Annotated in this window: 12 protein-coding genes and 1 riboswitch; of the genes, 8 read left to right on the top strand and 4 right to left on the bottom strand. The window is 57.6% G+C overall.

Annotated elements, in window-relative coordinates; all coding sequences use genetic code 11:
- The first annotated feature begins 481 nt into the window (after positions 1-481).
- Genes nikA through nikR form a run of 6 tightly spaced genes read left to right on the top strand, consistent with a single transcriptional unit; the run spans position 482 to position 5,804 of the window.
- Positions 482-2,056, top strand: a complete 1,575-nt coding sequence (gene nikA / locus OGW17_RS12825) for a nickel ABC transporter substrate-binding protein (RefSeq protein WP_071259298.1) — start codon at positions 482-484, stop codon at positions 2,054-2,056.
- Positions 2,056-3,000: a nickel ABC transporter permease subunit NikB gene (gene nikB, locus OGW17_RS12820; RefSeq protein WP_012135612.1), complete on the top strand. Its 945-nt coding sequence runs from the start codon at positions 2,056-2,058 to the stop codon at positions 2,998-3,000. Before nikA ends, nikB begins: the two co-directional genes overlap by 1 nt.
- Positions 2,997-3,830, top strand: coding sequence for a nickel ABC transporter permease subunit NikC (gene nikC / locus OGW17_RS12815; RefSeq protein ID WP_012135613.1), 834 nt, complete (start codon positions 2,997-2,999; stop codon positions 3,828-3,830). The genes nikB and nikC overlap by 4 nt, the downstream gene beginning before the upstream one ends.
- On the top strand, positions 3,830-4,594 hold the full coding sequence (gene nikD / locus OGW17_RS12810; protein WP_047460472.1) for a nickel import ATP-binding protein NikD: 765 nt from the start codon (positions 3,830-3,832) through the stop codon (positions 4,592-4,594). Before nikC ends, nikD begins: the two co-directional genes overlap by 1 nt.
- A complete protein-coding gene (nikE, locus tag OGW17_RS12805) occupies positions 4,591-5,397 on the top strand; it encodes a nickel import ATP-binding protein NikE (RefSeq protein WP_012135615.1) in 807 nt (268 codons plus the stop codon). Before nikD ends, nikE begins: the two co-directional genes overlap by 4 nt.
- Before the next feature lie 5 nt (positions 5,398-5,402).
- On the top strand, positions 5,403-5,804 hold the full coding sequence (gene nikR / locus OGW17_RS12800; protein WP_012135616.1) for a nickel-responsive transcriptional regulator NikR: 402 nt from the start codon (positions 5,403-5,405) through the stop codon (positions 5,802-5,804).
- 104 nt (positions 5,805-5,908) lie between these two features.
- Here the strand turns inward: nikR and OGW17_RS12795 are convergent, their stop codons facing one another.
- From OGW17_RS12795 to OGW17_RS12785, 3 genes are read right to left on the bottom strand one after another with little or no spacing between them, the layout of a single operon-like run.
- The gene (locus OGW17_RS12795) at positions 5,909-7,033 is read right to left on the bottom strand and encodes an ABC transporter permease (protein ID WP_012135619.1); all 1,125 of its coding nucleotides are present in this window, start codon (positions 7,031-7,033) and stop codon (positions 5,909-5,911) included.
- Positions 7,033-9,780, bottom strand: a complete 2,748-nt coding sequence (rbbA, locus tag OGW17_RS12790; RefSeq protein ID WP_071259295.1) for a ribosome-associated ATPase/putative transporter RbbA — start codon at positions 9,778-9,780, stop codon at positions 7,033-7,035. The genes OGW17_RS12795 and rbbA overlap by 1 nt, the downstream gene beginning before the upstream one ends.
- A complete protein-coding gene (locus OGW17_RS12785) occupies positions 9,777-10,844 on the bottom strand; it encodes an HlyD family secretion protein (RefSeq protein WP_012135621.1) in 1,068 nt (355 codons plus the stop codon). The genes rbbA and OGW17_RS12785 overlap by 4 nt, the downstream gene beginning before the upstream one ends.
- A 413-nt stretch (positions 10,845-11,257) precedes the next feature.
- Positions 11,258-11,441, top strand: a riboswitch (M-box (ykoK) riboswitch).
- A gap of 56 nt (positions 11,442-11,497) precedes the next feature.
- Between OGW17_RS12785 and OGW17_RS12780 the strand changes: the two genes are divergently transcribed.
- Positions 11,498-12,511, top strand: a complete 1,014-nt coding sequence (locus tag OGW17_RS12780; protein ID WP_071259292.1) for a magnesium transporter — start codon at positions 11,498-11,500, stop codon at positions 12,509-12,511.
- A gap of 37 nt (positions 12,512-12,548) precedes the next feature.
- Here the strand turns inward: OGW17_RS12780 and OGW17_RS12775 are convergent, their stop codons facing one another.
- On the bottom strand, positions 12,549-13,742 hold the full coding sequence (locus tag OGW17_RS12775; protein WP_047460455.1) for a BaiN/RdsA family NAD(P)/FAD-dependent oxidoreductase: 1,194 nt from the start codon (positions 13,740-13,742) through the stop codon (positions 12,549-12,551).
- A gap of 230 nt (positions 13,743-13,972) precedes the next feature.
- Here OGW17_RS12775 and pitA point away from each other — a divergent pair, with 230 nt between their 5' ends.
- Positions 13,973-15,469: an inorganic phosphate transporter PitA gene (pitA, locus tag OGW17_RS12770; RefSeq protein WP_012135626.1), complete on the top strand. Its 1,497-nt coding sequence runs from the start codon at positions 13,973-13,975 to the stop codon at positions 15,467-15,469.
- The last annotated feature ends 107 nt before the right edge of the window (positions 15,470-15,576 follow it).

Here is a 15,576-nt window from a genome sequence, read left to right as displayed (position 1 = left end):
TTTTTTAACAGCAAAACCGGTGCAACTGAAAATCAGAGCATTGCAGCAATGCCCCTGTTCCGGCTGAAAATCGATGAGACGTTGACGGCTGACCGGGTCCGCCCGCAGGGACGCGGGCGGAGGGGACGGCCTGCCGGAATGCAGGCTCGGCCCCGACCCGAAAGGCAGACGGAATAAGGCGAATAAACCGCGCAGCGGCGATTTTCCTTGCCGGAGAGCCAGGGTTGCAAGGGAGGCGGCGGCGAGCCTCCCTTGCACGTTCACAGGTGACGAGGCTCCAGATAAATGCTGAACCTAAAGTGAACGGAACAATATTTCAGAGTGAAATAATCTCCTCATAGAAAACATCCGCTACCATATGATTTTCGTATACCTTCCCCCTTTGACCGCCCAACTATTGATCCAGAACACGTCAAAAGTATGATGAATCTTTAGAATCGTCATACTCATTTAGTCGTACCTCTTTTTAATCGGGGCCACCATTTTGTCCAGACTACGCCGCACACTTTTTGCGCTGCTGGCCTGTGCGTCATTCCTCGCGCATGCCGCCGCACCTGACGAGATCACCACCGCATGGCCGGTAAACGTAGGGCCGCTAAACCCGCACCTTTATACGCCTAACCAGATGTTCGCCCAGAGCATGGTGTATGAACCGCTGGTGAAGTATCAGGCGGATGGTTCAGTAAAACCCTGGCTGGCAAAAAGCTGGACCCACTCGGCAGATGGCAAAACCTGGGTGTTTACGCTGCGCGATGACGTAACCTTCTCTAACGGCGAAGCGTTTGACGCCCAGGCCGCAGCAGAGAACTTCCGCGCGGTGCTTGATAACCGCCAGCGCCATGCCTGGCTGGAGCTGACGAACCAAATCACCGACGTCAAAGCGCTGAGTAAAACCGAACTGCAAATCACCCTGAAAAGCGCCTATTATCCTTTCCTGCAAGAACTCGCCCTGCCGCGTCCTTTCCGCTTTATCGCCCCGTCCCAGTTTAAAAACAACGAAACGATGAACGGCATTAAAGCGCCTGTCGGAACCGGGCCGTGGGTTCTGAAAGCGTCGAAGCTCAACCAGTACGACGTGCTGGTACGCAATGACCACTACTGGGGCGAAAAACCTGCGATCCGCCAGATAACGATTAAAGTGATCCCGGACCCGACGACCCGCGCGGTAGCCTTTGAGACCGGCGATATTGACCTGCTGTATGGCAATGAAGGACTACTGCCGCTCGATACCTTCGCCCGTTTCAGCCAGACGCCGGAATACCGTACCCAGCTTTCCGCGCCGGTTGAGACCGTCATGCTGGCGCTGAACTCCGCCAAAGCGCCAACCAACGAGCTGGCGGTGCGTGAAGCGCTGAACTATGCGGTAAATAAAAAATCGCTGATCGATAATGCCCTGTACGGCACCCAGCAGATCGCCGATACGCTGTTTGCCCCCTCCGTGCCTTACGCCGACATTGGCCTGAAACCACGCCAGTACGATCCCCAACAGGCTAATGCGCTGCTGGAAAAAGCGGGCTGGACATTGCCTGCCGGGAAAACCATTCGTGAAAAAGCCAGTCAGCCGCTGCACGTTGAGCTGGCCTATATCGGCACCGACGCGCTGAGCAAATCAATGGCGGAAATCATCCAGGCCGATATGCGCAAAGTGGGCGTCGATGTGTCGCTGGTAGGCGAGGAAGAGAGCAGTATTTATGCCCGTATGCGCGATGGCCGTTTCGGGATGATTTTCTCCCGCACCTGGGGCGCGCCATACGATCCGCATGCGTTTATGAGCTCAATGCGCGTACCGTCCCACGCCGATTATCAGGCGCAGCTTGGGCTGCCGGACAAAGCGCAAATTGATAAAGAAATTGGCGAGGTGCTCACCACCACCGATGAGGCGCAGCGTAAGTCTCTGTATCGCGACATCCTGACGCGTCTGCATAACGATGCGGTGTATCTGCCCATCAGCTATATGTCGATGATGGTGGTGGCGAAACCCGAGCTGGGGAAAATTCCTTATGCGCCCATCACCTCCGAGATCCCATTTGAACAGATCAACCCGGTGAAACCCTGATGCTGCGTTATATTGTGCGGCGCATTTTGCTGCTGATCCCGATGATTTTCGCCGCGTCGGTGATTATCTTTTTGATGCTGCGCATGGGCACCGGCGACCCGGCGCTCGACTATCTGCGGCTCTCTAACTTACCGCCAACGCCAGAGATGGTCGCCTCCACACGGGTTATGCTGGGGCTGGATCAACCGCTGGTCGTACAGTACGGCTCCTGGCTGTGGAAAGCGCTGCATCTGGATTTTGGCATCTCTTTCGCCACTCAGCGCCCGGTGCTGGAGGACGTACTGAACTTTCTGCCCGCCACGCTACAGCTGGCGGGCGCGGCGCTGGTGCTGATCCTGCTCACGTCTGTACCGCTGGGGATCTGGGCGGCGCGCCATCGTGACCGTCTGCCGGACTTCATCGTGCGGCTGATCGCGTTTCTCGGCGTATCAATGCCCAACTTCTGGCTCGCCTTCCTGCTGGTGATGTTCTTCTCGGTGTATTTAAAGTGGCTACCGGCAATGGGCTACGGCGGCTGGCAGCACATCATTCTGCCTGCGGTGTCGATTGCGTTTATGTCGCTGGCGATTAACGCCCGCCTGCTGCGCGCCAGCATGCTGGAAGTCGCCGGTCAGCGCCACGTCACATGGGCGCGTCTGCGCGGCCTGAACGCGAAACAAACCGAGCGCCGCCATATTCTGCGTAACGCGTCGCTACCCATGATTACCGCCGTCGGGATGCACATTGGCGAACTGATTGGCGGCACGATGATTATCGAAAACATCTTCGCCTGGCCGGGCGTCGGGCGCTATGCGGTGTCAGCCATTTTTAACCGCGACTACCCGGTCATTCAGTGCTTTACGCTCATTATGGTGGTGGTTTTCGTGGTCTGTAACCTGATTGTTGACCTGCTGAACGCCGCGCTGGACCCGCGCATTCGTCGCCATGAAGGAGCGCATTCGTGAATTTTTTTCTCTCTGCACGCTGGCCGGTGCGCCTGGCGCTCCTCATTATCGCTTTGCTGGCGATCATCGCGCTCACCAGCCAGTGGTGGTTGCCGTACGATCCGCAGGCGATTGATTTACCGTCACGTTTACTGTCGCCGGACAGCCAGCACTGGCTGGGCACCGACCATCTGGGGCGCGATATTTTCTCCCGCCTGCTGGCGGCAACCCGCGTCTCGCTCGGTTCCGTAATCGCCTGTTTGTTGCTGGTGTTAGCGCTGGGGCTGATCGTCGGCGGCAGCGCCGGGCTGATGGGCGGTCGCGTCGATCAGTTCACCATGCGCGTCGCGGATATCTTTATGACGTTCCCGACCTCCATCCTCTCTTTTTTCCTCGTGGGCGTGTTGGGGACGGGGTTGACCAACGTCATCATCGCAATCGCCCTGTCGCACTGGGCCTGGTATGCGCGGATGGTGCGCAGCCTGGTGATCTCCCTGCGCCAGCGTGAATTTGTGCTCGCCTCGCGCCTTTCCGGCGCCGGGCATGTGCGCGTGTTTATCGACCACCTGGCCGGGGCGGTGATCCCCTCCCTGCTCGTGCTGGCGACGCTGGATATCGGCCATATGATGCTGCACGTCGCCGGGATGTCATTCCTCGGCCTCGGCGTCACTGCGCCAACGCCGGAATGGGGCGTAATGATTAACGATGCGCGCCAGTATATCTGGACTCAGCCGCTACAGATGTTCTGGCCGGGACTGGCGCTGTTTATCAGCGTGATGGCCTTTAACATGGTGGGTGACGCCCTGCGCGATCACCTCGACCCTCATCTGGTGACGGAGCATGCCCACTGATGCCACAACAAATTGAATTACAAAACATTGTGTTGCAAGCAGACAGACCGTTGGTGCACGGCGTGTCGTTAGCGCTCAGGCGTGGGCGCGTACTGGCGCTGGTAGGCGGCAGCGGCAGCGGTAAATCGCTGACCTGCGCAGCGACGCTGGGCATCCTGCCCGCAGGCGTGCGTCAGACAGCGGGCGCCATTCTGGCCGATGGTCAGCCGATTTCCCCCTGCAAGCTGCGTGGAATTAAGGTCGCGACCATCATGCAGAACCCGCGCAGCGCCTTTAATCCGCTGCACACGATGGCGGCCCACGCAAAAGAAACCTGCCTGGCGGCAGGTAAACCGGCGGATGACGCCACGCTTATCGCGGCACTGGAGGCGGTAGGTCTGGAAAATGCCGCGCGGGTACTGAAGCTTTACCCGTTCGAGATGAGCGGCGGCATGCTGCAACGCATGATGATTGCGATGGCGCTGCTGTGTGACGCGCCGTTCATCATCGCGGACGAACCAACAACCGACCTGGATGTGGTCGCCCAGGCACGAATCCTCGATCTCCTGGAAAGCATTATGCGCAGCCGCGCGCCCGGTATGCTGCTGGTCACTCATGATATGGGCGTCGTCGCGCGACTGGCGGACGATGTGGCAGTAATGGACAACGGCAAGATCGTAGAACTGGGTGACGTTGAAACGTTATTCCGCACCCCGCAGCATAGCGTGACGCGTAATCTGGTTTCGGCGCATCTCGCGCTGTACGGTATGGAGTTAGCCTCATGACGTTACTGACGGTAAGCGGTATTTCCCATCAATACGCGCACGCTAACCTCAGCGGCAAACATCAGCATCACACGGTGCTGAAAGAGGTGTCATTAAGCCTGAAAAGCGGCGAAACCGTGGCGTTATTGGGGCGTAGCGGATGCGGGAAAAGCACGCTTGCCCGCCTGCTGGTCGGGCTGGAATCGCCGACGCAGGGCCGCGTCTGCTGGCAGGACGAGCCGCTCTCCACGCTTAACCGGGCCAGACAAAAAGCGTTTCGCCGTGATATCCAGATGGTGTTTCAGGACTCAATCAGCGCGGTAAACCCGCGTAAAACCGTACGCGAGATCCTGCGTGAACCGATGCGCCATTTGCTGTCGCTTTCCAGAGCCGAGCAAATCGCGCGCGCCAGCGAGATGCTGCGGGCGGTGGATCTGGACGACACGCTTCTGGATAAACGTCCGCCACAGCTGAGCGGCGGGCAATTACAGCGCGTCTGCCTGGCGCGGGCGCTGGCGGTCGAACCCAAATTACTGATTCTGGATGAAGCGGTCTCCAACCTCGATCTGGTATTGCAGGCGGGCGTCATTCGTCTGCTCAAAAAGCTGCAACAGCAGTTCGGCACCGCCTGTCTGTTTATCACCCACGATTTACGTCTGGTGGAACGTTTTTGCCACCGGGTAATGGTGATGGATGAAGGGCAGATTGTTGAGACGCGAACCGTAGGTGACACATTAACCTTTTCCTCTGACGCCGGGCGTGTGTTACAAAATGCGGTACTTCCCGCATTTCCCGTGCGCCGTCGCGCGACAGAAAAGGTTTAATTCAGATGCAACGTGTCACTATTACTCTCGATGACGATTTACTCGAAACGCTGGATAGCCTGAGCCAGCGCCGGGGCTACAACAACCGCTCCGAAGCGATTCGTGACATTCTGCGCGGCGCGCTGGCGCAGGAGGCCACGCAGGAGCACGGCACCCAGGGCTTCGCGGTGCTCTCGTATGTTTATGAGCATGAGAAACGCGATTTAGCCAGCCGCATCGTTTCCACTCAGCATCATCACCATGATTTGTCGGTGGCGACGCTGCATGTACACATTAATCACGACGACTGTCTGGAGATCGCCGTACTGAAAGGCGATATGGGCGACGTTCAGCATTTTGCCGATGACGTCATCGCCCAGCGCGGCGTGCGCCACGGTCATTTGCAGTGTTTGCCGAAGGAAGAGTGATTGCCCGTTTCGTTGCCGGGGGCGCTTCGCTTGCCCGGCCTACGTCCGTTTCCGTTGGTAGTTCACAGGCCGGATAAGGCGCAGCCGCCATCCGGCAATAATGTTTACGCCATCGTGCCAATCGTCTTTCTGAAACGCAGCAGTGCTATCAGGAAGAAAGCGCTGCCGATCGCCAGCAGCGTCAGAAACTGCGGCCAGACGATGCCAAACCCGGCGCCGCGATAAAGTATCGCCTGCGCGAGGCTGACAAAGTGAGTGGTCGGCATCGTCAGCATGATGTCCTGCACCATCTGCGGCATACTTTCACGCGGCGTGGAACCGCCGGAGAGCATCTGCAACGGCAGCAGCACCAGAATCATCAGCAGCCCCAGTTGCGGCATCGAACGCGCCAGAGTGCCCATAAAAATCCCGATAGACGTGGTGGCGAACAGGCTTAACGCGACCCCCAGCATAAACAGCGGAATGGAGCCCTCAATCGGCACGCCGAGTACCCCCTTCACCATCAGCATCAGCGACAGCCCGGAAACCACCAGCACCACCAGCCCCATCGACCAGACCTTCGCCATCATGATCTCAAACGGGGTGATCGGCATCACCAGCAGGTGTTCAATCGTCCCGTGCTCCCGCTCGCGGATCAGCGCCGAGCCGGTCAGCACAATCGCCAGCATGGTGATGTTATTAATAATCGCCATTACGCCGCCGAACCATGCCGGGTCCAGATTCGGGTTGAAGCGCATCCGGGTTTCCAGCGAGACCAGCGGCTCGCTATTGTCGCGGTAACGCGCCACAAAGCTGTTCACCTCGCCGCTGATGATGTTCTGGATATAGCTGTTGCCGGTAAACGCCTGACTCATGCGCGTCGCATCGACGTTCACCTGAATATCCGGCTGCCGCCCCGCCAGCACATCCCGTTGGAAATTGGGCGGAATATTGACAGCAAAGGTGTAACGTCCGGCATCCAGTCCGGCGTCCATCTCATCGGCGGTGATCATCTCCGGCGGCAGGAACCACGGGCGATAGAAGCTGTTCACAATGCGATTCGACAGCTGAGACTGGTCCATATCGGCAATCGCGATTGGCGCAAGGTGCAGCGAACCCGGCAGAACGGTGGCAGAGGAGTACACCGAAATCGTGAAGGCAAAGACAATCAGCGTCAGCATTGCCTTATCCCCCAGCAGGCTGCGTAACTCTTTGATGCCGAGGTTATAAATATTGCGTAATCGGCGCATCACCCCTCCTGTTTTTTCAGCAGCAATACGCTCAGGCCAATCACCAGCGGAATGGCGATCGCCAACGGCACGAACAGCGGCCAGAGATCCATCAGATCCAGTGCTTTCGAGAACGTACCGCGCGCGATCGTCAGAAAATGGCTGGTCGGGTAGATCTCGCCGATCCATCTCCCCGGCCCTTCCAGCGACGCCACCGGGTCGATCATCCCGGAGAACTGCGTCGCCGGGATCAGCGTAATGATCGAGGTGCCGAAAATCGCGGCGATCTGGCTTTTCATAAACGTCGAAATCAGCAGCCCCATCCCGGTGGCGATGGTGACGTAAAGCAGCGCCGCCAGGGTGAGCGTCAGGAAGCTGCCCTTATGCGGCACGCCAAAAACAAACACCGACAGCGCACAGAGCAACAGGAAGTTCAGCATCCCCAGCGCGATGTACGGCAACTGTTTACCGAGTAAAAATTCGCTGCGGGTGGTCGGCGTCACATACAAGTTGATAATCGATCCCAGCTCTTTTTCACGCACCACGCTCAGGGCGCTGAGCATCGACGGGATCATCATCAACAGCAGCGGAATCACCGCCGGCACAATCGCTGGCAGGCTTTTCACATCCGGGTTGTAGCGATAGCGTGTTTCAATAGTCATCAGCCCGCCCTGGCTGCTGGCATTCGGCTGACGGCTCGCCACATCCTGTAGCCAGCTCTGGTGCATCGCCTGTACGTATCCCCTTACCGTTTCCGCGCGACTGGGCATTGCGCCATCCACCCACACGCCAATCTGCACCGGCGTGCCGCGGGCGATATCCCGTCCAAAATTGGGCGGAAGTTCTATCGCGACCGCCACCTCGCCCGAGCGCATACGCCGGTCAAGATCGTCATAGCTGGTGAGCGGCGGCTGCTCGATAAAATAGCGAGACCCCGCCAGGTTCAACGACCAGGCCTGGCTGCTGACGGTCCGATCGCGATCGAGCACGGCAAAGCGCAGGTTTTCCACATCCATGCTAATACCGTAGCCCATGATCAGCATCAAAATGACCGTCCCCAGCAAGGCCAGCGTTGACCGCACCGGATCGCGGCGCAGCTCCAGCGCTTCACGACGGCTGTAGCTAAACAGGCGTCGCAGACTAAAGCCCTGGCGCGGCGGTTTACTCGTTTTATGCACGTCTGGCGCGTCCGCTGGCGGCAGCGGTGATACTGGCGCTGGCCCTGCGGCTTCCTGTAACCAGGAGATAAACGCCTCTTCAAGACTGGCAGCGCCCCGCCGCTCTACCAGTTCCTGCGGCGTGCCGCTGGCAAGCACCTTTCCGGCGTGCATCAGCGACATGCGGTCACAGCGTTCCGCTTCGTTCATAAAGTGGGTGGAGATAAAAATGGTCACCTTATCCTGGCGCGACAGATCCACCATCAACTGCCAGAACATATCCCTGGCAACCGGGTCCACGCCGGAGGTCGGCTCATCCAGAATCAGCATTTCCGGGCGATGGATCACCGCCACCGCCAGCGACAAGCGCTGTCGAATACCGAGCGGCAGCGCCTCCGGCAGCATATCTTCGACGTCAGAGAGCATAAAACGCTCGCTCATCTGCGCTACGCGCTGCGGAATCTCTGCGTCCGGGATGTGGAACAGGCGGGCATGTAGCTCCAGGTTTTGCCGCACGGTCAGCTCGCTGTAGAGTGAAAACGCCTGCGACATGTAACCCACCCGGCGGCGGGTTTCGATATCCTTCGGGTCAACAGATTGTCCGAACAGCCAGGCTTCCCCTTCACTGGCAGGCAGCAGCCCGGTGAGCATTTTCATGGTGGTGGACTTGCCGCAGCCGTTCGATCCCAGAAAACCAAAAATCTCTCCGCGCGGGATGCGGAAATTGACGTGATCGACGGCGACGAAATTGCCAAACCGCATGGTCAGATCTTTCGCCTCAATGGCGATCTCTTCCTGCGTCGCATCATAAGGCGGGATAACAACGGGTTTGTGCGCCTGGCGCTGCGCCTCTGGCAACAGGGCGATAAACGCCTGCTCCAGCGTGGCGCTGCCGGTTTTGTCCCGCAGTTCTTGCGCACTGCCCGTCGCCATCACTTCACCTGCGTTCATTGCCACCAGCCAGTCGAAACGCTCGGCTTCTTCCATATAGGCCGTGGCGACCAGCACGCTCATGTTAGTCTGTCGCTGACGAATGCTGTCGATCAACGCCCAGAACTGGGCGCGGGAAAGCGGGTCGACCCCGGTGGTAGGCTCATCAAGAATCAGCAGTTCCGGGTCATGGATCAGCGCGCAGCACAGCCCCAGTTTTTGTTTCATGCCGCCCGAAAGCTTCCCCGCCGGGCGATCGCGAAACGGCGCCAGCCCGGTGCTGTTCAGCAGATCGGTAATTCGCGCTTCACGCTCCGCTTTATCATGCCCGAAGAGACGCGCGAAGAAATCGACGTTCTCATACACCGACAGCGTATGGTAGAGGTTCTTTCCCAGCCCCTGCGGCATCCAGGCTATCCGTGGGCAGACATCGCGGCGGTGCGTCGCGTCGCGCATGTCGCCGCCCAGCACCCGCACATTGCCCTGCTCGATAACGCGCGCGCCGGAGATAAGCGACAGCAGGCTCGACTTACCGACGCCATCCGGGCCAATCAGCCCCACCATACAGCGAGCGGGGATATCCAGCGTGATGTTGTTCAGCGCCACCGTTGCCCCGTAATGCTGACTCACGCCGTCAAGGTGCGCCACGGGAGGAATGGGAAGACGCGCCAGGTTCGTCATTGCGGTAGCCTCACCGCCAGATCGTCAGGCCAGGGGCGCTGTTCATCCAGCCGCACCCATGCCATACCCGGCAAACCGGTTTTCACGTATTCCAGATGCTGCTGTAACAGCGCTGGCGGGATACGCGCCTTCACGCGGAACATCAGCTTCAGCCGTTCATCGCTGGTTTCGACGGTTTTCGGCGTGAACTGCGCGACGCTGGCGACAAAACTGATGGTGGCCGGAATGCGCAGGCTGGGCGCGGCATCCAGCACCAGGCGCGCTTCTCCGCCAATTTTCAGCAGGCCGGCCTGCTCGGTCGGCAGGAAGAAGGTCATGTAGACATCGCTGAGATCGACCATATTCAGCACCCGGCCGCCCGCAGACAGCACCTCTCCCGGTTCGGCAACGCGGTACTGGACGCGGCCATCTCGCGGCGCTTTTAATTCACTGTCATCGATGTCCGCCACAATGCGTCGTTCGGTAGCCTGCGCCGCGTCTACGCGGGTCTGCGCCTGAATAATGCTGGTGCGGGCCGCTTCAATCGCCGCTTTCGTCGCAGAGACCTGGGCTTTGGCGGATTCCAGCGCGGCGCGAGCGCTTTCGGCAGCGGCGCGATCGTCATCCAGCTGTTGAGCGGAAACCGCACCGCGCTGCGACAGCGAGCGGGAACGCACATGACGTTTGGAGACCGAATCCAGCTCGGCTTCACGCTGCTTCACCACCGACTGGGCGGCGCGCGTTTCGCTCTGGCGTTGCTCCAGCAGGGCGCGCGCGGCGGCAACCGCGCTTTCAGCCTCTTTGATTTGCGCGATGGCTTCCAGCCGCTGTTCCTGCAACACGCGGGTGTCCATCTTCGCCAGCACCTCGCCCTGGCGCACAAACTGCCCTTCCGACACCAGAATGGTGTCAATTCGACCGGCGATTTTGGTGGCAATATCGACTTCTGTTGCCTCAATTCTGCCGTTGCTGGCGGCAAAGCCATCCGGTACGCCAGCAGGACGTAGCATCCACCACGCTACGGCTGCTATTGCCACCAGGATGCCAACACTCCACCACACCAGATGACGCTTTATTTTGTCCATATCCGACCCGCCGTGATCCCTGTTAGCCAACAATGCGTGTCACAACACCCCCGAACACATGTTCAGCGGGATATTCCATCCGGGATAAGAAGGAAAAAAAGAAAATGGCCAGACGGCATGCAGGCGTCAGCGCGGCGCTCGCCGTAAAGGAAAGTGAATGACGGAAATGCTCGAAAAACGGGTACTAATGTTGTCATCATCAGCGTTCCTGGCCGTAAATGAAACACGCATACTCATATGTACTATCAATGAAATACTAACACCAATACCCGTGATGTCTATTCACTTCATTCTTTAATGGGTTTCGCTGGCTTTTATTGGCAGAGAGACAATGTGGTATATCAACCGTTGATAAACCATCTAAATTATAAACATTGTGAATGGTTAACATTCTCTATACTGGCGGCTCATTTTATCGATCTCGTTATGGCGAGGCTCCTGCACAAATATAAGTTACCGCCCTGCTGGTATCGAGAGAGACCACTCAGGGAAATACAGGCATCCATCGAATCAAGGTGTTGCCAAGGTAACTTCTGACGATATCACTATCGGGCAGATACGTTGTGCAGTGCTAAAACCAGGACGTAGGGATCTGCCTGTGCTCATCCTGTCTTGTTCGCCCCTATGAGAGCTTTTTATAGGGAATTACATCAATGTCATCCATCCACGTTTGCAACGCACATCACCCGGCTCCGGCTTTTGACGGCGATGCTATCGCGCAATATATGCGTACCGATTTTATTACGCTGCCGGATCATCTCAGCGTTCATGAGGCGCGTGAATTCTTTGTGTCGCAACTCATCTCAGATGATATTCCCGGCCAGGTGTTTGTGGTTGCGGAAAAACAGCTGCGCGGGGTTTTATCCATCAAGAAACTTTTGCAGGCAAGCGACACGGCGCAATCTATCCGCGCCTTAATGGACAGTTGCCTGTTTCGCGTCAAACCCGACGACGAACGTCCACACATCATTGCCGAGCTGACCGAACGCCAGCTCGATCTGGTGCCGGTCGTCGATAAAGGCGAGCTGGTCGGCTGCCTGATGGAAAAAGAGATTGCCCATCTTCTGGAAGATGACGTCACTGAAGACGTGCAGCGCCAGGGGGCGACGCTGCCGCTGGAGAAACCGTATCTGGACATCAGCCCGTGGACGCTGTGGAAGAAACGTTCTGTGTGGCTGCTGTTGCTGTTTGTGGCGGAAGCCTATACCAGTAGCGTACTGCAACATTTCGAAGAGGCGCTGGAGTCAGCGATTGCGCTGGCCTTCTTCATCCCCCTGCTGATTGGCACCGGCGGCAACAGCGGCACGCAAATAACCTCTACGCTGGTGCGCGCAATGGCGCTGGGCGAAGTGCGGCTGCGCGACATGGGGCGGGTCATTCGCAAAGAGGCATCGACCTCGCTGCTGATCGCCATAACGCTAGGCCTGGCGGGTTGTCTGCGCGCCTGGATGATGGGTATCGGCGTGGAAATCACGCTGATCGTCAGCCTGACGCTGGTATGCATTACGCTGTGGAGCGCGGTGGTGTCATCGGTGATCCCGATGGTGCTCAAGCGCATCGGCATCGACCCTGCGGTGGTCTCTGCGCCGTTTATCGCCACGCTGATCGACGGCACCGGACTGATTATCTACTTTAAAATCGCCCAGTATTTTCTTGGCCTGAACTGACAACTGCGCCCGACCGCTCTCTGGTCGGGCAAACCCGTTATCCTTCGCTCAGCGCCTGCGCGCATGCCCACGCGCTCGACCAGGCCCACTGGAAGTTATAGCCCCCCAGCCAACCGGTGACATCCATCACCTCGCCGATAAAATAAAGTCCCGGCACTTTTCGGGCCTCCATCGTGCGCGAAGAAAGTTCATCGGTGTTCACGCCGCCAAGCGTCACTTCCGCCGTGCGATAGCCTTCCGTACCGTTAGGCTGTACGCGCCATTCGGTCAGCGTTTCAATCAGCGCTTGCTGCTCGCGTGCGTTCAACTGTTTCAGGGAAACATCCGGGATCTGCCCAAGCTGCTGTAAACATTCCACCAGGCGCTTCGGCAACTGCATCGCCAGCGTATTTTTCAGGCTTTGATTCGGGTGCGCGCAACGTTGTTCATTGAGGAAATCATCAGGATCGACCTCCGGCAGCAAATTGATGCTGACAAATTCGCCGGGCTGCCAGAAACTCGAAATCTGTAAAACCGCCGGGCCTGACAGCCCACGGTGGGTAAAGAGCAGATTTTCACGGAATACCGTACCGTCCTGCGCCGCGATCACCGCAGGCACCGAAACGCCGGATAACACCTGAAGCTGCTCCAGCAGCGGTTTATGCAACGTGAAGGGCACCAGCCCGGCGCGGGTCGGCAGGACATCCAGACCAAACTGTTCAGCAATTTTATAACCCAACGGCGACGCGCCCAGACCCGGCATGGAGAGACCGCCCGTGGCGATCACCACTTTTTTCGCCGCGACCGTCATGCCGTTCAGTTCCAGGGTAAACCCTTCGTCATCACGCGCAATGCTGAGCACTTCGCTGCGCAGACGCATCGTCACGTTGCCCTTTGCGCATTCCGCCACCAGCATATCGACAATTTGCTGCGCAGAGTCGTCGCAGAACAGCTGGCCGAGCGTCTTTTCATGCCAGGCGATGCCGTGTTTGCCCACCAGATCGATAAAGTCCCACTGGGTGTAACGCGCCAGCGCCGATTTGCAGAAATGGGGGTTCTGGCTCAGATAGGCAGCAGGTTCGACATACAGATTCGTGAAGTTGCAGCGCCCGCCGCCGGACATCAGGATCTTACGCCCCGGTTTTTTACCATTATCGATGAGCAGCACGCGGCGCCCCGCCTGACCGGCCTGCGCCGCACAGAACATACCCGCCGCGCCAGCGCCTATAATAACGGCATCAAACCTTTCCACTTTGCGATCCTCTCTGAAAACAGGGCGTGAATTGTAAAGATTCCTCAGTGGTCGCACCAGCGCCAAAATCGATGGATATGAGTATTTAATTGAATTCTATAAGATAATTCTTTAGTGGCATGACATTAAGCAGGCGTTATATCAAAAAAAGTCTATATTTCACTTTGCCCGCGCCGCGAAAGTCACTGATAATGCGCCGCGTTCATGTCCTCAAAATGGCGTAACGTCCTATGCTACATTTGTTTGCTGGCCTGGATTTACATACCGGGCTTTTATTATTGCTTGCTCTGGCTTTTGTGCTGTTCTACGAAGCGATTAACGGCTTCCATGATACAGCCAACGCAGTGGCAACCGTGATTTATACCCGTGCGATGCGTTCGCAACTGGCGGTTGTTATGGCTGCGGTCTTTAACTTCTTTGGCGTTCTACTGGGCGGTCTGAGTGTAGCCTATGCCATCGTGCATATGTTGCCTACGGATTTGCTGCTTAACATGGGTTCCGCACATGGCCTCGCTATGGTGTTCTCTATGTTGCTGGCGGCCATTATCTGGAACCTCGGTACATGGTACTTTGGTCTGCCTGCCTCCAGTTCCCATACGCTGATTGGCGCCATCATTGGTATCGGTTTAACCAATGCAATGATGACCGGCACTTCAGTGGTGGATGCGCTAAATATACCTAAAGTTATCAATATCTTTGGGTCATTGATTGTCTCCCCTATCGTAGGCCTGGTGTTTGCTGGCGGTCTGATCTTTTTGCTGCGTCGCTACTGGAGCGGCACTAAAAAGCGCGCACGTATCCACCTGACCCCTGCTGAACGTGAAAAGAAAGACGGTAAGAAAAAGCCGCCATTCTGGACGCGTATCGCACTTATCCTCTCGGCTATCGGCGTGGCGTTCTCTCATGGCGCTAACGATGGTCAGAAAGGCATTGGTCTGGTCATGCTGGTTCTGATTGGCGTGGCGCCTGCGGGCTTCGTCGTCAATATGAACGCATCCGGCTATGAAATTACCCGTACCCGCGACGCCATCAACAACGTCGAAACGTACTTCCAGCAGCACCCTGATCTGCTGAAAAAAGTCACCGGCGTGGATCAGCTGATTCCCGCACCGGAACCGGGCGCGACAGAACCCGCAGAGTTCCATTGCCACCCGGCGAATACCATCAATGCGCTTGATCGCGCGAAAGGTATGCTGGCGAATCTGGAAAGCTACGACACGTTAAGCGTTGACCAGCGTAGCCAGCTGCGTCGCATTATGCTGTGCATCTCCGACACGACCGATAAAGTCGTGAAGCTGCCTGGCGTAAGCAATGACGACCAGCGTCTGCTGAAAAAACTGAAAACCGATATGCTGAGCACCATTGAGTACGCGCCGATCTGGATCATCATGGCCGTCGCGCTGGCGCTGGGTATTGGCACCATGATCGGCTGGCGCCGCGTGGCGACCACCATCGGTGAGAAGATTGGTAAGAAAGGCATGACCTATGCGCAAGGGATGTCGGCGCAGATGACGGCCGCAGTCTCTATCGGTCTCGCCAGCTACACCGGTATGCCGGTATCCACCACGCACGTCCTTTCTTCCTCCGTCGCGGGGACAATGGTTGTGGACGGTGGCGGTCTACAGCGCAAAACGGTCACCAGCATTCTGATGGCCTGGGTGTTTACCCTGCCAGCGGCGATTATTCTGTCCGGCGTGCTGTACTGGATCTCGCTGAAGATTATCTAAGCGCGACCGTGCCGGATGGCGGCGATGCCTTATCCGGCCTACAAAAACGCAGCACGTAGGCCTTAAAGCGACGCGCCATCAGGCAAAGGAATGCAGAATCAACCGTA

The sequence above is a fragment of the Citrobacter sp. CK181 genome, assembly GCF_030333595.1.
GTDB lineage: Bacteria > Pseudomonadota > Gammaproteobacteria > Enterobacterales > Enterobacteriaceae > Citrobacter_B > Citrobacter_B koseri.
This window is presented reverse-complemented; position numbering and strand designations above follow the sequence as displayed.